This window comes from Falsiruegeria litorea R37 (genome assembly GCF_900172225.1).
GTDB lineage: Bacteria > Pseudomonadota > Alphaproteobacteria > Rhodobacterales > Rhodobacteraceae > Falsiruegeria > Falsiruegeria litorea.
In genome coordinates this window covers 1,993,572-2,014,166 of sequence record NZ_FWFO01000001.1, presented here as the reverse complement: position 1 = coordinate 2,014,166, position 20,595 = coordinate 1,993,572, and the positions used below count along the sequence as shown (strand labels likewise).

At 57.4% G+C, this 20,595-nt stretch carries 19 protein-coding genes; 10 read left to right on the top strand and 9 right to left on the bottom strand.

From position 1 onward, the window contains the following. Window positions 1-88 precede the first annotated feature (88 nt). The 7 genes from TRL7639_RS09835 (at window position 89) to grxD (ending at window position 8,107) form a co-directional block, all read left to right on the top strand. On the top strand, window positions 89-994 hold the full coding sequence (locus TRL7639_RS09835; protein ID WP_085795511.1) for a LysR family transcriptional regulator: 906 nt from the start codon (window positions 89-91) through the stop codon (window positions 992-994). A 311-nt stretch (window positions 995-1,305) separates the two neighbouring features. After that, window positions 1,306-3,588: a mechanosensitive ion channel family protein gene (locus TRL7639_RS09830; RefSeq protein ID WP_085795510.1), complete on the top strand. Its 2,283-nt coding sequence runs from the start codon at window positions 1,306-1,308 to the stop codon at window positions 3,586-3,588. Window positions 3,589-3,691: 103 nt separating this feature from the next. After that, window positions 3,692-4,762 carry a BamA/TamA family outer membrane protein gene (locus tag TRL7639_RS09825; protein WP_235820296.1) on the top strand — a complete coding sequence of 357 codons (1,071 nt, stop codon included), beginning with the start codon at window positions 3,692-3,694 and terminating at the stop codon, window positions 4,760-4,762. 100 nt (window positions 4,763-4,862) lie between these two features. After that, the gene (gene purL / locus TRL7639_RS09820; RefSeq protein ID WP_085796355.1) at window positions 4,863-7,022 is read left to right on the top strand and encodes a phosphoribosylformylglycinamidine synthase subunit PurL; all 2,160 of its coding nucleotides are present in this window, start codon (window positions 4,863-4,865) and stop codon (window positions 7,020-7,022) included. Window positions 7,023-7,170: 148 nt separating this feature from the next. Beyond that, window positions 7,171-7,407 carry a BolA/IbaG family iron-sulfur metabolism protein gene (locus tag TRL7639_RS09815; RefSeq protein ID WP_085795508.1) on the top strand — a complete coding sequence of 79 codons (237 nt, stop codon included), beginning with the start codon at window positions 7,171-7,173 and terminating at the stop codon, window positions 7,405-7,407. 30 nt (window positions 7,408-7,437) lie between these two features. Continuing rightward, window positions 7,438-7,728 (top strand): hypothetical protein, encoded by a 291-nt coding sequence (locus tag TRL7639_RS09810; RefSeq protein WP_085795507.1) that lies wholly within the window; start codon window positions 7,438-7,440, stop codon window positions 7,726-7,728. Window positions 7,729-7,732: 4 nt separating this feature from the next. Beyond that, on the top strand, window positions 7,733-8,107 hold the full coding sequence (grxD, locus tag TRL7639_RS09805) for a Grx4 family monothiol glutaredoxin (RefSeq protein ID WP_085795506.1): 375 nt from the start codon (window positions 7,733-7,735) through the stop codon (window positions 8,105-8,107). An 86-nt stretch (window positions 8,108-8,193) separates the two neighbouring features. On the opposite strand, the gene TRL7639_RS09800 is transcribed toward grxD, so the two are convergent. Continuing rightward, on the bottom strand, window positions 8,194-8,592 hold the full coding sequence (locus TRL7639_RS09800) for a cell division protein ZapA (protein WP_085795505.1): 399 nt from the start codon (window positions 8,590-8,592) through the stop codon (window positions 8,194-8,196). Next, window positions 8,592-9,431 (bottom strand): coiled-coil domain-containing protein, encoded by an 840-nt coding sequence (locus TRL7639_RS09795; protein WP_085795504.1) that lies wholly within the window; start codon window positions 9,429-9,431, stop codon window positions 8,592-8,594. The genes TRL7639_RS09800 and TRL7639_RS09795 overlap by 1 nt, the downstream gene beginning before the upstream one ends. Before the next feature lie 257 nt (window positions 9,432-9,688). Here TRL7639_RS09795 and tkt point away from each other — a divergent pair, with 257 nt between their 5' ends. After that, window positions 9,689-11,710 (top strand): transketolase, encoded by a 2,022-nt coding sequence (tkt, locus tag TRL7639_RS09790; RefSeq protein WP_085795503.1) that lies wholly within the window; start codon window positions 9,689-9,691, stop codon window positions 11,708-11,710. A gap of 139 nt (window positions 11,711-11,849) precedes the next feature. Here tkt and TRL7639_RS09785 read toward each other — a convergent pair whose 3' ends face one another. The 3 genes from TRL7639_RS09785 to TRL7639_RS09775 all read right to left on the bottom strand — a co-directional run bounded on the left by TRL7639_RS09785 (window position 11,850) and on the right by TRL7639_RS09775 (window position 15,267). Further along, a complete protein-coding gene (locus TRL7639_RS09785; RefSeq protein ID WP_085795502.1) occupies window positions 11,850-12,647 on the bottom strand; it encodes a thioesterase family protein in 798 nt (265 codons plus the stop codon). 71 nt (window positions 12,648-12,718) lie between these two features. Then, a complete protein-coding gene (locus TRL7639_RS09780; RefSeq protein WP_085795501.1) occupies window positions 12,719-14,209 on the bottom strand; it encodes a right-handed parallel beta-helix repeat-containing protein in 1,491 nt (496 codons plus the stop codon). Between the two features lie 86 nt (window positions 14,210-14,295). Continuing rightward, entirely contained in the window at window positions 14,296-15,267 is a 972-nt protein-coding gene (locus TRL7639_RS09775) for a DUF808 domain-containing protein (RefSeq protein WP_085795500.1), read from the bottom strand. Between the two features lie 182 nt (window positions 15,268-15,449). Here TRL7639_RS09775 and gap point away from each other — a divergent pair, with 182 nt between their 5' ends. Both gap and TRL7639_RS23090 read left to right on the top strand, forming a co-directional pair. Beyond that, window positions 15,450-16,451, top strand: coding sequence for a type I glyceraldehyde-3-phosphate dehydrogenase (gene gap / locus TRL7639_RS09770; RefSeq protein WP_085795499.1), 1,002 nt, complete (start codon window positions 15,450-15,452; stop codon window positions 16,449-16,451). Window positions 16,452-16,524: 73 nt separating this feature from the next. Next, on the top strand, window positions 16,525-16,668 hold the full coding sequence (locus TRL7639_RS23090) for a hypothetical protein (protein WP_165759790.1): 144 nt from the start codon (window positions 16,525-16,527) through the stop codon (window positions 16,666-16,668). Between the two features lie 10 nt (window positions 16,669-16,678). Here TRL7639_RS23090 and TRL7639_RS09765 read toward each other — a convergent pair whose 3' ends face one another. The 4 genes from TRL7639_RS09765 to TRL7639_RS09750 form a co-directional block, all read right to left on the bottom strand. Then, window positions 16,679-18,427 (bottom strand): adenylate/guanylate cyclase domain-containing protein, encoded by a 1,749-nt coding sequence (locus TRL7639_RS09765; RefSeq protein ID WP_085795498.1) that lies wholly within the window; start codon window positions 18,425-18,427, stop codon window positions 16,679-16,681. A gap of 108 nt (window positions 18,428-18,535) precedes the next feature. Beyond that, window positions 18,536-19,027, bottom strand: a complete 492-nt coding sequence (gene coaD, locus TRL7639_RS09760) for a pantetheine-phosphate adenylyltransferase (RefSeq protein WP_085795497.1) — start codon at window positions 19,025-19,027, stop codon at window positions 18,536-18,538. Between the two features lie 71 nt (window positions 19,028-19,098). Beyond that, window positions 19,099-19,533: a CBS domain-containing protein gene (locus TRL7639_RS09755; RefSeq protein ID WP_085795496.1), complete on the bottom strand. Its 435-nt coding sequence runs from the start codon at window positions 19,531-19,533 to the stop codon at window positions 19,099-19,101. Between the two features lie 61 nt (window positions 19,534-19,594). Next, window positions 19,595-20,491, bottom strand: coding sequence for a LysR family transcriptional regulator (locus tag TRL7639_RS09750; protein ID WP_085795495.1), 897 nt, complete (start codon window positions 20,489-20,491; stop codon window positions 19,595-19,597). Window positions 20,492-20,595: the final 104 nt, after the last annotated feature.

Here is a 20,595-nt window from a genome sequence, read left to right as displayed (position 1 = left end):
TTTGCCTTCTGCGACAGCAAGACGGTTGATTGTGGCCATTGGCATGCCTTTGATATAGGGCGTCGGCTCCAAATCGAAAGTTGGGACAATGGACTGGGATAAACTAAGAATTTTTCACGCAGTGGCCGACGCAGGCAGCTTGACGCATGCGGGAGACAAACTGAATCTGTCGCAATCCGCCGTCAGTCGCCAAATCCGCGCGCTTGAGGAGTCCCTGAATTCCACGCTGTTCCACCGCCACGCCCGCGGCCTGATTCTGACGGAACAAGGGGAACTGCTATTTGACGCCACCAGCGCCATGAGCAAACGGCTGGATGCTGCGGCCGCGCGCATTCGAGACAGCGAAGAGGAAGTGTTTGGCGAGCTTCGCGTCACCACAACCTTTGGGTTCGGCACCCTTTGGCTCGCACCGCGTCTGCCCAAGCTCTATGAAAAGTACCCAGACCTCAAAGTCGACCTGATGCTGGAAGAGCGCGTGCTGGATTTGCCGATGCGTGAGGCAGATGTTGCCATCCGCATGAAAGAGCCAAGCCAGGCCGATCTGATCCGCAAGCGATTGATGACCGTTCGCATGCAGCTTTACGCATCGCGCGAGTATCTCAACCAGCACGGCATTCCAGATGGAATCGATGACATCGTAAAACATCGACTGATTTGCCAGAATACAAGCGCGGCCCAGGTTGGGGCCGGCGCGCTGCTGGTGCAGACGCTGATGGGGCATAACCCGCAATCGCTTTTGACGGTGAACAACTACTTCGGTGTTCTGCAGGGCGTGTTGCACAATCTGGGGATCGGTGTGCTGCCTGACTATGTCACACAGGATTTCCCCGATCTGGTGCATGTGATGACCGAAACGGAATCTGCGGATGTGCCTGTATTCTTGGCCTACCCAGAGGAGTTGCGGCATTCGCAAAGGGTCGCGGCCTTCAAAGATTTCGTTCAGGACGAGATCATTGCGCACCGCAAGCAACTGCGTCAGCAAGGAAAAATCTGAGCTATGCATTCCCGGCATATCGGGAATGTCAATAGCGTGACATTAAAAACCTTGATCGTTCATAAACTGCCACCTAAATGAACTCTCGAAGGCGATGATGCTGAAACGCTGGTCACCTTCATACCTCCCTGTTGGACTTCGGCCGAGCTTAGTGCTCGGCCTTTTTTTTGGTTCAACGCGATGACAGTCGGCAAATCCCTATCCAAATTCCCCTCGAACTAGCCGTAAGTGCTTAACATTGCCCTATGAACTCGGCGCTTGGTTGAGTAAGCTGCGCAAAACAAACCAAAATCCGTTTCGAGGGCAAATTCATGGTCTACATGTTACGATTGCTTGCTGTACTGGTGTTGACCAGTGTGCTTGCTGTCCCGCTGCATGCACAAGTTCCCACAACTTCAACAGGGTCCAGCTCGACAAGTTCCACCCCTGTTGTTCCAGAAGATCTGACACCTGATCAAGTGGACGATCTGGTCGCTCGGATGTCCGATGACCAGGTTCGGGCGCTGCTGCTCGATCGGCTGGATGCAGTCGCTGAAAAACAAACCCAAGTCGCGCCTGAAAAGGGCATCCTGACCATCATTCGCGATCTGGGAACCAATATGGTGATGGGATGGCTGCATGTCCTCCAACAGGTGCCCAACCTTGTTTCGGGGCAACTGCAAGCCTTTTCGAACTTCTCGGCAGCATTTGCACCCGGCGAAATGATCGTGATGTTCGGCTACATTCTGGCCGCACTTTTGGCTGGTTATGCGGCTGAAAAGCTGACAATTTGGCTGGTTCTTCGAAGAGCGCGCCCAGAAACCGGCGAAGAGGCAGGTAACCTATGGTCCACCGTGGGCTTCTTGTTTCGCCGGTTCTGCCGTGAACTGTTGGGGTTGGTCGTCTTCTACGTGGTGTTGCGGTTCGTTGGAACACATTTGCTCTCAGCCGAAGAGCTGACATTTGCAGGACCGATGGTCTTCTATCTGATCTGGATCCCGCGTCTTGGTGCCGCGATTTCCCGCTTTGTGCTCGCCCCCAACCGGGCTGACCTGCGTTTGGTCAACGTGTCCGACCGGTGGGCAAAGTACCTGCATCGCAATCTGATCGGCCTCTTCCTGCTGGGTGGTTTCACCATTTTCATCGTCGGCTTCAATCAAGCCAATGGCGTTCCAATGGGGGAAACCCGTCTGGGTTTCTGGCTGAATACATCCGTTCACATCTACATCGGCATCATCGCCTGGCGTGCTCGTGAGGGTCTGAGCGACATGATGCGCGGAACCGATCCGGACCGTTCTCGCTTTGACGAGGCTGTGGCCAAGGCCTATCCCTACATGGCAATTGGTGTGTCTGCCGTCATGTGGCTGGTTGTTGAAATGATCATCGGCTCGGGCGATCGTCGTCTGCTGTTGCTCTTGGGATCGGCCCCGCATTACACCACCATGTTCTGGTTGCTGATGGCACCTGCCATCGACACGCTGATCCGCGGTCTGGTGCGCCATCTGGCGCCGCCGATGATGGGCGATGGTCCGATTGCCGAACGCGCATATAAATCCACCAAACGCAGCTATATCCGCATTGGTCGGGTTCTGGCGGGCATCTTTGTGGTTCTGCAGATCGCCAACGCGTGGGAAATTGATCTGCGCAACGTGGCAGCTGCGGGTGTGGGCCACGACGTTGCCGGCGCCCTGGTCGAGTTCCTGATGATCGTCGCCATCGGCTATATCGTGAACGAGGTTGTCTCGCTCTGGATCAACCGTCGCCTGGCGGCCGAAATGACCGCCAGCGAACAGAGCCCTGACGAAGAGGCTGGCGAAGGCGGCGGCGCTGGCGGCTCACGCCTGGCCACCGTTCTGCCACTGCTGCGGGTCAGCGCTCAGGTCGCCATCTCGGTCATCTTTGGCCTGCTCGCCATCGGAGCGCTTGGCGTCGACATCACGCCGCTTCTGGCTGGTGCCGGTATCCTGGGTCTGGCCATCGGTTTCGGTGCCCAGAAGCTGGTCGCGGACATCGTAGGTGGCATCTTCTTCCTGATTGATGATGCGTTCCGGGTGGGTGAATACGTCGATGTGGGCGGCACCATGGGCACGGTCGAGAAGATCTCGATCCGGTCGATGCAGCTGCGCCACCACCGCGGCGCCGTGCACACGATCCCCTATGGCGAAATTCAGAAGCTGACGAACTTCAGCCGCGACTGGGTGATCATGAAGCTCAAGTTCACCGTGCCCTTCGACACCGACCCCAACAAGGTCAAGAAGATCTTCAAGAAGATCGGTGCCGAGATGATGGCAGACGAGGTTCACAAGGACGGCTTCCTGCAGCCGTTCAAATCGCAAGGTGTCTTTGACTTTGACGATGTGGGCATGATCATCCGGGGTAAATTCATGGCCAAGCCGGGCAAGCAATTCACCCTGCGCAAAGAGATCTTCAACCGGGTCAAGGCGTCATTCAACGAGGCAGGCATCGACTTTGCCCGCCGCGAAGTACGCGTTGCCATTCCGGGTATGGAAGACAATGACAACATCACCGAGGACCAGAAAAGAGCCGTCGCTGCGGCAGCTTCTGAGGCCTCGAACCAGCAAGGGCAAGCCGGGCCTCCGGCTGACGACCGCTAAGTCCGGTCCCGCCCCGGTGTTGGCCGGGGCGGGTCATTTTAGATGCACCATAAACTTCGAGGCTGTTTTGAAACCGACGTATTTGGCTGCCGCATTTTGCGCTTTGTGCTGGTCGAGCCAGGTTCATGCCACTGGTGTGCTCGACTCTCAGGTCGATGATTTCGACAAGGTGCAGAAAGAAGAAACCCTGGGTTTGCGCAATGGCTCGGTGGTTGTCGCACCGATCCCCTTTTCGAACCCTACGATCGGCTCGGGATTGGTTCTGGGTGCAGGATATCTTTTTAACATCGACGAAGGCTCTGACCCTTCCCTGTTGGGCCTTGCCGCATTGCGTTCGGACAACGGCAGCGAAGGGTATGGGCTGGCGGCCAATTTCTATTTCAACAACAATCGCTGGCAGATTGAGACGCTCTTTGCCAATGCCGCGGTCAACTATGACCTATATACACCAGCAGCAGCCCTGCCCATCAGCCAGAGCGGGATCCTGGCCCGCGCCAGCTTGTCATATGGGTTCACCCATGATGCATCCCTTGGGCTGTCGTTGCGCTATCTGAACACAGACATCAACCCGGCCGTTCCCGGCCTGCCGCCCATTCCACCGCCGTTCAATCAGTTCCTGAACGTCGAAATCGCCAACGTTGGCTTTGTTGGAAAATGGGATACCCGTGACGATACCATCTACCCCAGCAAGGGGTTCATCGTCGATGGAGAGGTCACCCGGGGTTACACTCTGGCGGGCGTTACGGACGACTATTCCAAGGGATGGATCAACTTTACCCACTACATGCAGCCATTTGAAAGGGCGGTCATCGCAACGCGACTTTCAACCTGCGCCGTTTCGACTTCGACGCCCTTTTTCGATCAATGCTCATTGGGTGGCACCGACGGGTTCCGCGGGTTTTCGGCCACGCAGTTTTTGGATTTTCGGTCCCTGTCCGCCCAAATCGAGTTTCGTCGCCAATTCACCGACAGGTTGGGCGCGATCGCATTCGCAGGCGTTGGCATGGTTGGCCCCCAATTCAACGACCTGAAAATTGGCGGCACACACAGTTCCTACGGGTTGGGTGCCCGCTACCGCGTATCCAAGAAGTTTCCGGTCGACTTTTCGGTCGATTATTCCCGCAACAGCGAGCGCGAAGATCAGCTCTATATCTATGTCGGGCAACGCTTCTGACGGCTCACCTGACCTCCTGCGCGTTCTTGGCTCTTTCCTCGGACGCGCCCTTGCCCTAAAAGGCGCGCAATATCGGCCACCCTGGGGATACGGATACACGATGCAAGAGCCAGCCATCACACCCGAACTGATCGCGAACCATGGGCTCAAGCCCGAGGAATACGACATGATCCTCGAGATCATCGGGCGCGAACCGACCTTTACCGAGCTCGGCATCTTTTCCGCCATGTGGAACGAGCACTGTTCCTACAAGTCCTCCAAGAAATGGCTGCGCACCCTGCCCACCGATGGTCCGCAGGTGATCTGTGGCCCCGGCGAGAATGCGGGCATCGTCGACATCGGCGACGGTCAGGCCGTCGTCTTCAAGATGGAAAGCCACAACCACCCGTCCTACATCGAACCCTATCAGGGCGCGGCGACTGGTGTGGGGGGCATCCTGCGCGATGTCTTTACCATGGGCGCGCGCCCGATTGCCTCGATGAATGCGCTGTCGTTTGGCGAGCCCGACCACCACAAGACCCGCCAACTGGTCAACGGTGTGGTCGAAGGTATCGGCGGCTATGGCAACTGTTTCGGCGTGCCTTGTGTGGGTGGCGAAGTTCGCTTTCACCCCGCCTACAACGGCAACTGCCTGGTGAATGCATTTGCTGCTGGTCTGGCTGATGCAGACAAGATCTTCTACTCCGCAGCCTCCGGGATCGGCATGCCCGTCGTCTATCTGGGTGCGAAAACCGGCCGTGACGGGGTTGGCGGTGCCACCATGGCCTCGGCCGAATTTGACGACACCATCGAAGAAAAACGCCCCACCGTTCAGGTTGGCGACCCCTTCACCGAAAAGCGCCTGATGGAGGCAACGCTGGAACTGATGCAGACCGGCGCCGTGATCTCGATCCAGGATATGGGTGCGGCTGGCCTGACCTGTTCCGCTGTAGAGATGGGCGACAAGGGTGGTCTGGGCGTGCGTCTGGACCTGGAAAACGTCCCGCAGCGCGAAGAGAACATGACAGCCTATGAGATGATGCTGTCGGAATCTCAGGAACGCATGCTGATGGTTCTGAAACCCGAGCTTGAGGCCGAAGCCCGCGCCGTGTTCGAAAAATGGGATCTGGATTTTGCCATCGTTGGTGAAACCATCGCCGAAGACCGCTTCCTGATCATGCACAAAGGCGAAGTCAAAGCAGACCTCGTGCTGTCGAAACTCTCATCGACCGCGCCGGAATACGATCGCCCATGGGTTGCCACGCCCGAGGCCGAGGAACTGGCCGACGTCCCGCAGATCGACCCGATCGATGGCCTGCGCGCCCTGCTCGCTTCGCCCAACTATGCGGGCAAACAGTGGGTCTATGAGCAGTATGACACCATGGTCATGGCCGACAGCGCCCGCACACCCGGTCTGGGTGCCGGTATGGTGCGTGTTCACGGCACCGACAAGGTGCTGGCGTTCACCTCTGACGTGACCCCGCGCTATGTACGTGCAAACCCGGTTGAGGGTGGCAAACAGGCGGTGGCCGAGGCTTATCGCAACCTGACCGCCGTTGGGGCCAAACCGCTGGCCACCACCGACAACCTGAACTTTGGCAACCCCGAAAAGCCCGAGATCATGGGCCAGTTCGTGGGCGCCATTCAAGGTATCGGCGCCGCCGTTGGCGCATTGGACATGCCGATCGTCTCGGGCAACGTTTCGCTCTACAATGAGACTGACGGCCAGGCGATCCTGCCCACACCCACCATCGGCGCGGTTGGTCTGCTGACCTCGACCAACGATATCATCGGCAACGAGGTGCGTGACGGTCACATCGCCATGGTGATCGGCGTAACCGAAGGTCACCTGGGTCAATCCGCCCTGCTGGCCGAAGTGTTCAACCGCGAGGAAGGCGACGCACCTGCCGTTGATCTGGCCGCCGAGGCCCGCAACGGTGACTTCATCCGCGAAAATCGCGAGATGATCAAAGCCTGCACCGACCTGGGCGATGGTGGCCTGGCGCTGGCCGCGTTCGAGCTGGCCGAAGCTGCCGGTGTTGGCGTACAGCTTGACGATGCCCCGACCGAGATCCTGTTCGGCGAAGATCAGGCGCGCTATCTGGTGGCCTGCAACTTTGATCAGGCCGAAGCGCTGATGATCGCCGCCGGTCAGGTTGGCGTTCCAGTGACTTCCGTTGGCCGTTTCACTGGCGACAGCGTCAAGATCGGCAACTCCGAAGCGCCACTGACGGAACTGACCGAGGTGTTCCGGAGCAGCTTTGCCGCTGCGGTCGCCTGACCTAACGCGTCTATACGTTCCAAATACGGCAAGCCCTGTTCTCCTTCGAGGGTGCAGGGCTTTCCCCTGAGACGGGCCACGCCCACTTGCGCGCCCTGACCCGTCGCCCTACATTTCTGCCAAGAGCAACACACGAAGGACCTCCCTAATGCCAATGACAGCCCATGAGATCGAAGAACTGCTGCGCCAGTCCTTTCCGGATGCAGAGATTCAGGTCGGCGGCAACGACGGTGTTCACATGGCAGCGATGGTCGTGGACGAGAGCTTTCGCGGCAAGAACCGCATCCAGCAACAGCGCGCGGTCTATGCCGCACTCAAGGGCAAGATGGACGGCCCCGACGGCGAATTGCACGCCTTGGCCCTGACCACCAAAGTGCCGGACTGACCGCAACAGGATCACCAAGGACCGTGACACATGTCTTTCTGGAGCACCCTCACCTATCCGTTTCGCAGCGCGCCCCGCAAGCCACTGGCCGCGCGGCAGCCGAAGCTTGAACACCGTGAGACACCACTAGGCATGGAAGCCACTGATCTGGACGTTGTCGAGGCGACAATCCGCCAAAATCAATCTCTGGAACGCTCTGGTACACTCTTTGGCCAACCCAAGGGCAGCTTCGCCCAGGCCGCTGACAGAACGGTTCGCACATTCAAAGACGATGAAACCTATGCTGCGGAATACCACCGCACCTTCGGGAAAAAGGACTAACCCCATGACCGAGACCACCAACCCTGCCCACGCGCAAATCGACGAAACCGTCAAAGCCAATACTGTTGTGCTGTTCATGAAGGGCACCAAGGAAATGCCGCAGTGCGGGTTCTCCTCGCGCGTGGCTGGCGTTCTGAACTACATGGGCGTTGATTTTTCCGATGTGAACGTTCTGGCCGACGATGCGCTGCGCCAGGGCATCAAGGACTATTCCGACTGGCCAACCATCCCCCAGCTCTACGTCAAAGGCGAGTTTGTCGGTGGTTGCGACATCATCACCGAGATGACCCTGTCGGGCGAGCTGGATACGCTTTTTGACGACAACGGCGTTGGTTACGACAAAGATGCGGCAAATAAAATTCGCGAAGCAAACGCCTGATTTTCCTACACATTCAGGTCTGAACACAAAATGCCGGAGGCCATCGCCCCCGGCATTTTTTTATAAACGAAAGGTCAGCGCTGGTCTCAGGACGCTGCGCCCTTTTCTTCGACATCCGCCGCCAAGGCTTCGGCCCGCGCCGCAAGTTCCGCTAGAGTATCTGTGACCGAGGGCGGGATAACCGCGACCTCGACCCGTTCCGGATCAGGTGCCGGTGCATTGCGCAGCTGAGACAGTTCAGCCTCGCGTTCAGCCAATTGGTCTTCGACCACCTTGATGCGGTCTTCGACCGCGGCGGTTTTGTCGGCCAGCATCAGACCTGCCATCAGCAGCATCCGCGCCTCGGGCATGCGCCCGATCTGATCGGACAAAACCTGTGATTCATCGTCAAGCATCTTGGCGGCTGAATGCAGATAGCTTTCTTCGCCTTCCTGGCAGGAAACCTCGAACGAGCGGCCGCCGATATGAATGGTAACCTCGGGCATTATTCATCCTCTCCTTCGGCCAGATCAGCTTGGGCCAACAACGGTTCAAGCCGCGACAGGATCGCCTTGGCTTCGGCCGCATCCGTGGCTCGACTGGCGCGCAGGGCTTCAAGTTCAGCCAGCATGGCCTGATTGATCAGACTAGGCTCGCCAACGCCGGCCTCATTGGCTTCGCGCAACGCGGCGTTTGCCTCACGCAGCTGATCGTTGGCCTTGCGTAGCCGTTGCAGGTCCTTGTCCAGACGCGTGGTGGCCTCAGCCTGACTGACACGCTCGGCGCGCAGCATTTCGGTCTCGGCCTTCAGTTCGTCCAGACGCTCGGTGTTGTTCAATTCCGCCTTGAGCGCCGCGATTTCAGTGCGCAGCCCGTCGACTTCTTCGGTGTTGTCGGCCTTGGCGCGCAGGTCTTCCAGTTCAGCACGCAGGCTTTCGATCTCGCCCGCGTCGGCGATGGCGGCATTGGCTTCGGTCTTGGCCGCTTCGGCCGCGACCAACTTGGCGGTGGCATCGGCCAGTTCTGCCTTAAGCCCATCCACCTCTGATGTATCCGCCACCTGAGCCCTGAGCCTATCAAGCTCGGCCTGAAGCTCACCGGTATCTGGCCCGTCGCTGCCAGCCGACGCCTGCAGCTCTTCCAACTCGGTCGCATGCTTTGCCTTGATGGACTTCAGCCGCTCCTCGAGCTGAGCGTTGGCGAGCTTTTCTTCTTCAAGCGCGGATTGCAGGGCGGCATCCGCATCGGCGTTGGACCCCATCTGGTTAACCAGCGTGTCCACCCCAGCCCCGATGCGATCCATCGCGGCGGTGATACGGCTTTGCAATTCCTCGATCTGGCTCATGCCCCTCACCTTGCTTTGTCGTTTACGTTCTCTTGTCCACCGCTCGGCCCCGACAAGGGCCCGAATGCGAATCGGACTTGCGTGGTATCAGGCTTAGTCTAACCAAACATGACGGAAAATACCCCCCCTTTGGTTTCAGTCACTTGGCGCACACTCCTTATGTTGCATAGCAGAGTTTCGCCCGGTTCTGCTTGATCTTTGGGGGATGGGTGGTATTGAGCGGCCAACTTGTCCGAACTCCCAAAGGAAAGCTTCTCGTGGATCTTACTGCGCTGCGCACTGCGAACCCTGAACATTGGACCAAGGCCGCGGCTATTCGCGCCCTGACCCTTGATGCCATCCATGCGGCAAACTCGGGCCACTCTGGCATGCCCATGGGTATGGCCGATGTGGCAACCGTGCTGTTTGAAAAGCACCTCAAATTTGATGCATCTGCCCCGAACTGGCCCGACCGCGACCGGTTCATCCTGTCCGCAGGTCACGGCTCGATGCTGCTCTACTCGCTGCTGTACCTCACCGGTAACCCGGACATCACGCTGGAGCAGATCAAGAACTTCCGCCAGATGGGCGCGCTGACTGCGGGCCACCCAGAGAACTTCCTGGCCTCGGGCATCGAGACCACCACCGGCCCGCTGGGTCAGGGCATTTCCAACGCCGTCGGTTTCGCCATGGCCGAAGAGGTGCAGCGCGCCCGCTACGGCAAAAAGGTCGTTGACCACTACACCTATGTGATCGCGGGTGACGGCTGCTTGATGGAGGGCGTCAGCCAAGAGGCCATCGGCCTGGCAGGTCGTCACGAGCTGAGCAAGCTGATCGTCCTGTGGGACAACAACAACATCACCATTGACGGCACCGTCGACATCGCCGACCGCACCGATCAGGTTGCACGCTTCAAGGCGTCGGGCTGGCAAGTGATCGAGATCGACGGCCACAATGCCGCCGAGATCGACGCTGCGCTGACCAAAGCGAAATCGTCGAACAAGCCCACCATGATCGCCTGCAAGACCCACATCGCTCTGGGTCATGCGGCACAGGACACCTCCAAGGGCCACGGCGCCCTGACCGATCCTGAACAGCTCAAGGCAGCCAAGGACGCTTATGGCTGGACCCACGGCGCGTTCGAAGTTCCCTCGGACGTTCTGGACGCCTGGCGTGCGATTGGTGCACGCGGCTCCGCGGACCGCGTGGAATGGGAAGAGCGTTTTGCTCAGATCTCTGAGCGCAAGCAGGGTGAATTCCGCCGTGCCTATGCGTTTGAAGCGCCCAAAAAACTGTCCGGTGCCATCCGTTCACTGAAAAAGCAGGTGTCGGAAGAACAACCCAAGTGGGCGACCCGCAAAAGCTCGGAAGAAGTGCTCAAGGTCGTGAACCCGATCGTGACCGAAACCGTTGGCGGTTCGGCCGACCTTACGGGATCGAACAACACCAAGACCGACGATATGGGCATCTTCCTGCCCGAGAACCGCAAGGGCCGATACATTCATTGGGGCATCCGCGAGCACGGTATGGCTGCTGCGATGAACGGCATGGCGCTGCACGGTGGCATCCGCCCCTATGGCGGCACCTTCATGTGCTTCACCGACTATGCCCGCCCTGCGATGCGTCTGGCCGCGTTGATGAAGATCCCCACGGTCTTTGTCATGACCCACGACAGCATCGGCCTGGGCGAAGACGGCCCGACGCACCAGCCAGTCGAGCATCTCGCGATCAGCCGTGCCACGCCGAACACCTATGTGTTCCGTCCTGCGGATACGGTTGAAACGGCTGAGGCCTGGGAAATCGCGCTGAGCGCCAAGGAAACGCCTTCGGTCCTATCGCTGACCCGCCAGGGGCTGCCCACAGTGCGCACTCAGCACAAGACCAAGAACCTGACTGCGCAGGGCGCGTATGTTCTGGCCGAAGCCGAGGGCAAACGTCAGGCGATCCTGATCGCAACCGGTTCCGAGGTTGCCATTGCGATGGAAGCAAAGGCCAAGCTGGAAGCGATGGGCATCGGCACCCGCGTCGTCTCCATGCCCTGCATGGAGCTCTTCGCGCAGCAGGACGAAGCTTATCGCAAGCGCGTCCTGCCCGCAGGCGCCGTGCGCGTCGGCATCGAGGCGGCTGTACGCGACGGCGGTTGGGACCGCTGGTTGCTGGGCGAGCGTGGCCGGGAAGCCAAGGCAGGTTTCATCGGCATGACCTCGTTTGGTGCGTCGGCACCGGCAGACGAACTGTATGAAAAGTTCGGAATCACCGCCGAGGCAACGGTTGCAAAGGTCAAAGAGTTGATCGGTTAAACCTGGTCCCTTTGAAAGAAGTTGAAAGGGCGGTCATCGACCGCCCTTTTTGCCCTCTCCACCTCTCGGTGGCAGAAATTTTCAAAATTTCTGTACCAATTTCTTTGAAAGAAATTAGGTCCGTATGTGACTGGTGTTTCTAGACAAAGATCACGACCGATTGCATGCCATCGACCACCAACTGCCCTTTGGCGTTCCACATCCGCATCACTTGCGAGCTATAGCCATCACGTGCTGCGGTCAGATCGGTCTCCATCATCCACCACCCGTCATGGCTGGTGAGGTCATCGCTCAAAAAATTGCAAATCCAGTTCATCGACGAGTTCGGCCCCAGTTTGCGAGCCTTGGAAAACACGGCAGGCGGCAGCACATCCGCAAGGCTCATCAAACCCTCAGGTGTCTGGCGGACGGTTTCATCCTTGTGCCGCACCCAAGCACGAATAAAGCCACGATCAGCACCGCTAAAGGGCCGATGTCCTTCGATAAGTTTTGCGTCAAAGTTCTTGAAGAAATTGATCGGTAGCGGGATGTTTGGCGGCAAAAAATCTTCGACTTCGTCCGGAGCAGGTGCTTGCGGCGCCGCAAGGTCCTGGTTGACATGGCTCTCTTGCCCCGATCCGAAAGAAAACGTGCCCTGCGCGCATAACTTTCCTTCACAGAACGCCTCCACCTGCACCGTGGTGACATTGCGCCCTTGACGCAGAATACGCGCGGTCAAAGTGGGTGAACTGATAACCGGGCCGGTAAAATTGATCAGCGTTGAACGCAGCGGTGGCAGATCCGCCTTCACCTGGCGCGCAGCAGCCAACAGCAGACCCGCTGTGAACCCACCATAGGCCGTCCGCCCCTGCTTCCAGTTCTCGGTCACAGCAAAACGCACGCCCTCAGGGGTGTCCTCTGCCGTCTGCAGGATCTCTCCAAAGGTAAGGTCGTTCATGCCATCGTCTCCGCAAGGTTGGTCGTCGAACCTTATCGGGCGCGCCCCATAGAACCAGCCATAACCTCGCGTCAGATTTCTTTGAGTCCCAAGTGTGCAATGTCGCTTGCACCAAAGGATAACCCTGTTCGGAACGTCAGTGTTTTGCCCATCCGCCGCTTGATCTTGAACGCTTCAGAGGAAAATTCATTCACCTTCTTTGTGCGTTTCAATTCACCATTCCACCCGCCCAACGGCGCATTCGGGTCAAGGTCAAAGGGGACGACATCGAACACTGCCTCGCTCACACCTTGCCCCGAAATTTTGGCCCCTTCGGATACATACTTTCGGGGAAAACAGGGCTCGTTGGTCACCATATCCGCCACCTCCATGCCGTCAGTCCAGGTCATAAGCTCGAACACCTGCTGCAGTGGTGCAGGCTCAACCGGGTGCTCTTTGGGATAGAGCCCCATCAATGTATAGCGATCCGACCATTGCGCAGATCGTCCTTCGACTGCGTAATTTGTGCGCGCCTGGACAGAATTGAAGACCGACCACAACCCTTTTCGCGGAGCAGGTTCCATATTGTCGGTCAGTTCCGGCGGAGCCAGGAATTTGAATATCTTACCGCCTGTGTTCTTTTGCTTGGGGCGTCCGCCGGGGCGTTGGGTGTTCAAAAACCAATTGCCGATGATCAGGTAGTCGCGGATCGCCACCCCATCCAAAGACATCGCAGCATGACAATTGAAAAAGTGGTTGTTGTAGATTGCCCAATCCTCGGCCCCTTTTTCAGGTTCAACCGCATTATCGCGGATGAACGAAAACTTGTTGTTGTGAATTCGAACATGGCGGTTGCGGCTGATCCGAGGGTTCTCCGCCGTGCCCTTGATATGCTTTTCTCGAATATCCATCCGGATCGCGTTGAATGCATGAGATATCTCGCAATTGCGAATGATGACATCACCCTTGATGTCGAACGAACCGAACATCGCACCGTTGAAGAAACTGTTGTCGATTTGGTTAGGCTTGGCTTTGACCTCTTTCCAGGTGACCTTGCCTGTCCACATCTCGAAATGCCGGTCCTGCACCCACTTGACCCCATCAAGTGTGATCCCCTTGGTATCACGGCGCGCGGTTTGCCGGGCGTAGCAAAAGTACCGAGAGCCGCGACCGCTGCAATTGCGGATTTCTATGTTCTGGGCCGATCGCACAAAAATGGAGCTGGGCCAGCAATTGTCGAACTCCAACCCTTCGATCCGAATGTGTTCGGCATGAAAAATCTTGATAAAGGCGAAATCTCCGTCAGTGGGCTTCATTCCGCCAGATCGCCCCTGCTCGCGCGTTCGGCCGCCTTCCATTCTAGCGACGCCGTCCTTTGGGCCCCGAATGGTGATTGGTTTGTCCTTCTTGCCGGACACAGCAATGACGACGGGCGCCACATAATCGCCCGGAACCAATTCAATGACATCCCCTGGTTGCGCCTTGTTGATCACGGTTTGCAGATCAAGCGCCCAGATTTTTTCGTCGTTCTTGTTTTGCTGGTTGATCACTCTCGTCGTCGGCGCCGCGAAAATCCGTGCCATTATTCTCAAATCCCTTTTCTTGCAATGCAAAGGGACTTGACAGGTGAAACGACGTTCAACGCAAGGAAATTATACGAATGTTCAGGTCAGCTCCGCTTGAGCATCGCCCCCAATGCGTCAGCAATTGGCGCCAGAACTTTGGTTGCCACCGGTATCAGAGCAAAGCCGATCGCAAGCCCAAGAACACCATCCATCGTGGCCTTTGCGAACCATTTGACAAAACCAGACCAGGCCTCGGGCACCATGTGACCTATCGTATAGGCCCAATCATGGATGTGATGACCCAACCATCCGTATCCCATCTCTTCCAGCCCATGCACGATGATCGATCCACCGACCCAAAGCATCGCCGCTGTGCCAACGATGGTCAAAAGCTTCATGAAGCCCGGCATTGCCCTGACAAGACCGCGACCAAGCGCGCGCGTCAAAGCGAAGTTACCGTTCTGAGCCGCGTACAGTCCAACATCGTCAGCCTTTACGATCAGCGCCACCGCGCCATAGACGGCAACCGTGATCCCGACCCCGACCAAGGCCAGCGTAGCCGCCTCCATCCAAATGTTGCTGGGCGGAATGGCGGCCAGGGCAATGGTCATGATCTCGGCCGACAGGATAAAGTCGGTCTTGATGGCACCGGCTGCCTTCTGTTCTTCCAGATGCGCAGGGTCCCCCGGCGCGTCCTCTTTGAACACATGGCTGTCGTCATGCGGGGCGAGCACATGATAGATTTTCTCGGCGCCTTCAAAACACAGATACCCACCTCCAAGCATCAAAAGCGGAGCAATGGCCCAAGGGGCAAAGCTGCTGAGAAGAAGCGCGGCGGGCAACAGAAACAGCAGCTTGTTCTTGAACGACCCTTTGGCGATCTTCCACACAACCGGCAATTCCCGCGCGGCCGAGAAGCCGTGCAGATACTTGGGCGTCACTGCGGCATCATCGATCACGGCGCCTGCTGCCTTGGTTCCAGCCTTGAGCGCCTGAGCAGCCACGTCATCCACCGACGCGGCTGCAACCTTGGCGATACCCGCCACATCATCCAACAACGCCAGAAGACCGCTCATAAGGACACCTTTCACCTTGATCTGTCGCAGCTGCACCCTAAACGATCCCACGCGTGGCGCAAGCGTTAGCGCAACCGCCTGAAGTTTGCGCTAACACACTAAAAATGCGGCGCTTTTGCCCTTTCTGCAAGCCTTCAGGGCGTCTATATGGCGAGGCAATTGCACATGTTCGGAGTCGCAAAATGACCATCAAGGTTGGCATCAACGGTTTTGGCCGCATCGGCCGCTGCACCCTGTCCCACATCGCCGCATCCGCCCGCGACGATATCGAAGTGATCAAGGTCAACGCGACCGGCCCGCTGGAAACTGCTGCCCACCTGATCAAATACGACAGCGTGCATGGCCGCTTCCCCGGCGAGGTCACCATCGGCGATGGCACCATGAACCTGGGCCGTGGCGACATGCAGATGTTCTCGACCTACGACATGAATGAGCTCGACTGGGACGGCTGTGACGTCGTGCTGGAATGCACCGGCAAATTCAACGATGGCACCAAAGCCAACGCGCACCTCGATCGCGGTGCCAAAAAGGTTCTGCTGTCGGCGCCCGGCAAGAACGTCGACAAGACCATCGTGTTCGGCGTCAACGACGGTGAACTGACCGCGGATGACAAGATGGTGTCGAACGGGTCGTGCACCACCAACTGCCTGGCCCCGATTGCCAAGGTCCTGGACGAGGCTGTCGGCATCGAGCACGGCATCATGACCACCATCCATGCCTACACCGGTGACCAGCCCACACTCGACCGCCGCCACAAGGACCTGTACCGCGCCCGTGCCGCTGCGATGTCGATGATTCCGACCTCGACCGGTGCCGCCAAGGCGCTTGGCGAGGTACTGCCGAACCTCAAGGGTCGTCTTGATGGCTCTGCGATCCGAGTGCCGACACCCAACGTTTCAGCCGTGGACCTGACGTTCCGCGCGGCGCGCGATGTGACCGTCGAAGAGGTGAACGAAGCGGCCCGCGCCGCCGCCGAGGGTGCCATGAAGGGTGTCCTGGGTTATGAGCCCGCACCGCTGGTCTCGACCGACTTCAACCACTCGCCCGAAAGCTCGATCTTTGCCCCCGATCAGACCCGCATCGTCGGCGACCGCCTGGTCCGTGTATTGGCCTGGTACGACAACGAATGGGGCTTCTCGGTGCGTATGACCGATGTGGCTGTTGCTATGGGCAAGCTGAGCTAAACAGCTGAACCTCTTGAAATAAAACGTCCGCTCAGGTTATCTGGGCGGGCGTTTTTTATTGTCCGGGGATGACATGACCAATCAGATCGCCATTTGGCTTGGGGTGTTCATTCTCGGAGGGTTGATGCTCGACATGACCCTTTTCGGAACCGAGCACGTCTATTTCCTGGGCAAGAAGTTCTATGAATTCCTCGAGTGGTTGGCGTTCTGGCGCTAGGGTCAGAACCCTAGTGCTCTATCCCACCCAAATCGATCATACCTGCTAGCACGTAGGTTTTCATCAATCCGCGCCCCTTGATATCCACCTCCCCGCGTTCGACGACGTCAAAGCGGTAGGACAATCGATCTCGTGTCGCCTTGGTCATCTGAATCGCCCCAGTTTCCGCCGAAGACTCCATCCTGCTGGCCAAGTTCACGGCGTCCCCCCACAGATCATAGATGAACTTGTTCTTTCCGATGACACCGGCAACGACAACGCCACTGTTGATCCCCACCCTGAGCGACAGGTCCAACCCCCGTTCCCGAGAAAAGGTCCGAGTGATTTCCATCATTTTCAACGCCATATCCGCCAGCTTGTCAGCGTGGTGCGCGTCCGGCTCTGGCAGTCCGGAAACAACCATATACGCGTCGCCGATGGTCTTGATCTTTTCCAAACCCATCTGCAACGCCAGATCATCGAACCGGCTGAACAACCCATTGAGGATATCAACCAAGTCCGCCGCAGGCATGCCTGCCGACAGTTCCGTGAAACCGACGATATCCGCAAACAGGATCGAGACCTCATCATAGCTTTGAGCAATGGATTTTGGGTTGGTTTTCAACCGTGCGGCGATAGGTTCCGGCAGGATGTTCAACAACAGGCCTTCAGCGCGCTCATGTTCCTCTTCCAATTTTCGATTGCTGGCTTCCAATTGCTCCAACATCCAATTCACAGATTGCCCAACACGCGAGAATTCATCAGAACCCGTCGAGGCAACACGTAAACCGAAATCCTGCGCATCTCCGATCCTGGAGACATCCCGACCCAACACCGCCAATCGGCGCAGAACAGTCCGATCAAGCAGGACAAGGACCGTCACGATCAGCAACGCCCCTGCGGCAGCCAATGCCATTACCAGAACATTCAGACTTTGCTTACCCGCCTGATAAATCGTTCGGGGGATCGACGCAGTAGCCAACATGATGGGCCGTCCATCCGGATCTGCAAACAGCACACGCCCTTGCAGCATCTTTTCATCCGCGTACTCCAAGAATTTCAATGGGTTGTCCGTGTCGAACATCGACCCTTTGGACGTCTCCATAATTTGGGTGACAATCGGTCGGCTCTGTTCCGGAAACCCATTCGGCCCGCGCCAGTGGAATGACATGTCCAACTGCATGCGATTGGCCAAATCGGCGCGTTTGTTGCGGTCCAAATACCGTCCGATCAAAAGATAGCCCACTTTAGGACCACTGTCGTCACTTCGCAGTATTGGAGCCACCGACCCAAAGACCATACGGTCGTTGACCTGCAAGAACCCGTTTACATCTTCGGCGTCTTCTTGGCCCGCCAACAGGCGTCCGCCGGGATTGAGGTAGGTGAACAATTCATCTGGAACCACGAGACGTCTGCCATTCGACAAGTTGACACCTTCGGAAAATTCAACGGCTCCAGTACGGTTTACGATAACCACAAAATTCCACTGTAAATCTGTCAACGTCAGCAGGGAAAAGTTTTCTTCCGGGTAATCCGGTCTGAGGCCCGAGACAAAATCATAGGTCTGATCCCATGATCCATAGTCGGACGTGATGAACCCCAGATCGTCGAGATCCGACAGAATGATGCTCTTGACCCGTTCGAGGTCTCGTTCCGCGCTGACACTTTCAAGTTCGCGGTAGCTGGCCATCTGAATATGGGCAACAACCTGATACAGGATGATCGTCGATGCGATCAGAACACTTCCGACCAAGATCAATGTTCTGACGCGAATGCTCATCAGAAAGCGCACCCACAGGATACATCACTTCGCACTGCCACACCCCCGACGAGAAACTGCGTCTACGCTATCACGCCAGACGCAGCTTTCAAAACCGAGGGGGGAACTTTAGCGCAGTCGCGTGGTCAGGGCCTGATGCACCTGCGGTGTCACGAACTTGGATACATCCCCACCCAAGCGTGCTATTTCCTTGACCAACTTGGACGCGATCGCCTGATGCTTGGCCTCGGCCATCAAAAAGACGGTTTCAACCGAATCATCGAGCGCCCGGTTCATACCCACCATCTGGAATTCATATTCGAAATCCGCGACGGCCCGCAGGCCGCGCACAATGATCTGCGCCCCGACATCATGGGCACAGTTGATCAACAGGTTTTCGAACGGATGGGCAACGATTTCGGTTCCGGTCTGCTGAGACAGCTTCTCACATTCCGCTTCGATCATGGCCACCCGCTCTTCGAGCGAAAACAAGGGGCCCTTGTCCCTGTTGATCGCCACGCCGATAACCAGCTTGTCCACGAGCGCTGCAGCGCGGCGAATAATGTCCACATGGCCAAGGGTGATCGGGTCAAATGTTCCCGGATACAAGCCGACGCGCATGATTGTCTCCACTTTGAGGCATTATGCTGCGCACGCAAACATATGTGCGCAGCTGGTTCAAGAGCAGGTTATCAATGCCCCATGATCATGCCGGCAAGTGCGTCTTTTTCCATGGCAACCTCGGCCAATTGCGCCTTGACTGCATCGCCAAGGGTCACGATCCCAATCAGTTTGCCGTCTTCGACCACCGGCATGTGACGAAAGCGTCCTTCAGTCATCTGAGCCAGCACATCTTGAACACTCGAATCGCTGGTGCACGTCACCAGTTCGGACGTCATATACGTGCTTACAGCCTGTGTAAGACAACCACTGCCACTTTTGGCCAATTCCCGCACGATATCCCGTTCAGACAAGATACCCGCCGGGGTTTCACCATCGTCCGACACAACCACCGTTCCGATCCGCTTTTCAGACAAAATCTTGGCCGCGTCAGCGACCGAGGTTGAGGTTTTGACAGTGACCACACCTGAACCCGATTTGGAATTCAAAATTGCCCGAACTAGCATACCGCTGGACCTCCGCAATAATCTTTCATATTCCAAAGCGTTGCCGCAATAAGTGACGGTGTCAAGTCGCTGCTTCCAAGGTGGCCACTTCGTCGCGGAGACCTGTCACCAACAGCTCGGCAAAACGGTTCATGCGCTCGCTGCGTTGGTCCGATTGGTGCCGCACCAGGTAAAAGCTGCGGGTGAGCTCAAACTCTTCGGGCAACACCTTGCGCAAAGGCCGGTGCGAGGGCATCGCGAACGTATGCGCAATTCCAAATCCGCCAAGCTGCACAATCATTTTCAGCTGCACAGAAACCGAGTTTGACGCGAGATTCACGCGCTCGACCCCAAGTTCATTCAAATAGTCCAATTCCGCGTCAAAAATCATGTCGGGAATATAGCCGACGAACCGCCGCCCCTTGAGGTCATCCAAATTTTCGACCGGTGTCTCCTGGGCAAGCAGACGGCGCGAGGCCACGAGGTTCAGTTTGTAATCCGTCACTTTCTGCACCAGCAAACGCCCGGCCGAAGGTGGGCTGACAGTGATGGCCATATCCGCTTCGCGTCGTGAAAGATTCACCACGCGGGGCAACGAGACAATCTGGATGTCCAGATCCGGATTCTGCTCGGAAATCCGTGCGCAGACATGTGGCAACAGGTAGTTCGCGCACCCATCTGGCGCCCCAATACGGATTTGCCCCTCTAGCGTGTCCTTAGGCCCAGCCAGCGCTTCTGTCGCCGCCCGCATGGCTTCTTCGGCCTGCTCACCATGGGACAGCAGACGCTCACCTGCCGTGGTAAGCGAATACCCCTGCGGCGATTTTAGAAACAAAGGGGCTTCGAACGCCGCTTCAAGTCGGGCTATTCGACGTCCGACTGTTGCCGGATCAAGCTTCATTATCCGCCCTGCCCCGGACAAACTTTCTTCTCTCGCGACTGCGAGAAAGATTTTCATATCATCCCAATGCGGTTCCATTCTGCCCCTCTTGCGGTTTTGCAAAACCTTTTTGAAATCTTGCCCCTGTTCGATTGAAATTTGCAAGCCTATCCTGTGCGCAAATTTCCCGGAGGAGACATCCA

Bases quoted from the DNA above. Each gene is read 5' to 3' on its own strand.
- TRL7639_RS09835 (WP_085795511.1), top strand. From the start codon at position 89: ATGGACTGGGATAAACTAAGAATTTTTCACGCAGTGGCCGACGCAGGC.
- grxD (WP_085795506.1), top strand. From the start codon at position 7,733: ATGACCGAGACCACCAACCCTGCCCACGCGCAAATCGACGAAACCGTC.
- TRL7639_RS09780 (WP_085795501.1), bottom strand. From the start codon at position 14,209: ATGGCACGGATTTTCGCGGCGCCGACGACGAGAGTGATCAACCAGCAA.
- TRL7639_RS09815 (WP_085795508.1), top strand. From the start codon at position 7,171: ATGCCAATGACAGCCCATGAGATCGAAGAACTGCTGCGCCAGTCCTTT.
- TRL7639_RS09830 (WP_085795510.1), top strand. From the start codon at position 1,306: ATGGTCTACATGTTACGATTGCTTGCTGTACTGGTGTTGACCAGTGTG.
- TRL7639_RS09795 (WP_085795504.1), bottom strand. From the start codon at position 9,431: ATGAGCCAGATCGAGGAATTGCAAAGCCGTATCACCGCCGCGATGGAT.
- TRL7639_RS09775 (WP_085795500.1), bottom strand. From the start codon at position 15,267: ATGAGCGGTCTTCTGGCGTTGTTGGATGATGTGGCGGGTATCGCCAAG.
- TRL7639_RS09810 (WP_085795507.1), top strand. From the start codon at position 7,438: ATGTCTTTCTGGAGCACCCTCACCTATCCGTTTCGCAGCGCGCCCCGC.
- TRL7639_RS09800 (WP_085795505.1), bottom strand. From the start codon at position 8,592: ATGCCCGAGGTTACCATTCATATCGGCGGCCGCTCGTTCGAGGTTTCC.
- purL (WP_085796355.1), top strand. From the start codon at position 4,863: ATGCAAGAGCCAGCCATCACACCCGAACTGATCGCGAACCATGGGCTC.
- TRL7639_RS09785 (WP_085795502.1), bottom strand. From the start codon at position 12,647: ATGAACGACCTTACCTTTGGAGAGATCCTGCAGACGGCAGAGGACACC.
- TRL7639_RS09750 (WP_085795495.1), bottom strand. From the start codon at position 20,491: ATGGAACCGCATTGGGATGATATGAAAATCTTTCTCGCAGTCGCGAGA.
- coaD (WP_085795497.1), bottom strand. From the start codon at position 19,027: ATGCGCGTCGGCTTGTATCCGGGAACATTTGACCCGATCACCCTTGGC.
- TRL7639_RS09755 (WP_085795496.1), bottom strand. From the start codon at position 19,533: ATGCTAGTTCGGGCAATTTTGAATTCCAAATCGGGTTCAGGTGTGGTC.
- TRL7639_RS23090 (WP_165759790.1), top strand. From the start codon at position 16,525: ATGACCAATCAGATCGCCATTTGGCTTGGGGTGTTCATTCTCGGAGGG.
- gap (WP_085795499.1), top strand. From the start codon at position 15,450: ATGACCATCAAGGTTGGCATCAACGGTTTTGGCCGCATCGGCCGCTGC.
- TRL7639_RS09765 (WP_085795498.1), bottom strand. From the start codon at position 18,427: ATGAGCATTCGCGTCAGAACATTGATCTTGGTCGGAAGTGTTCTGATC.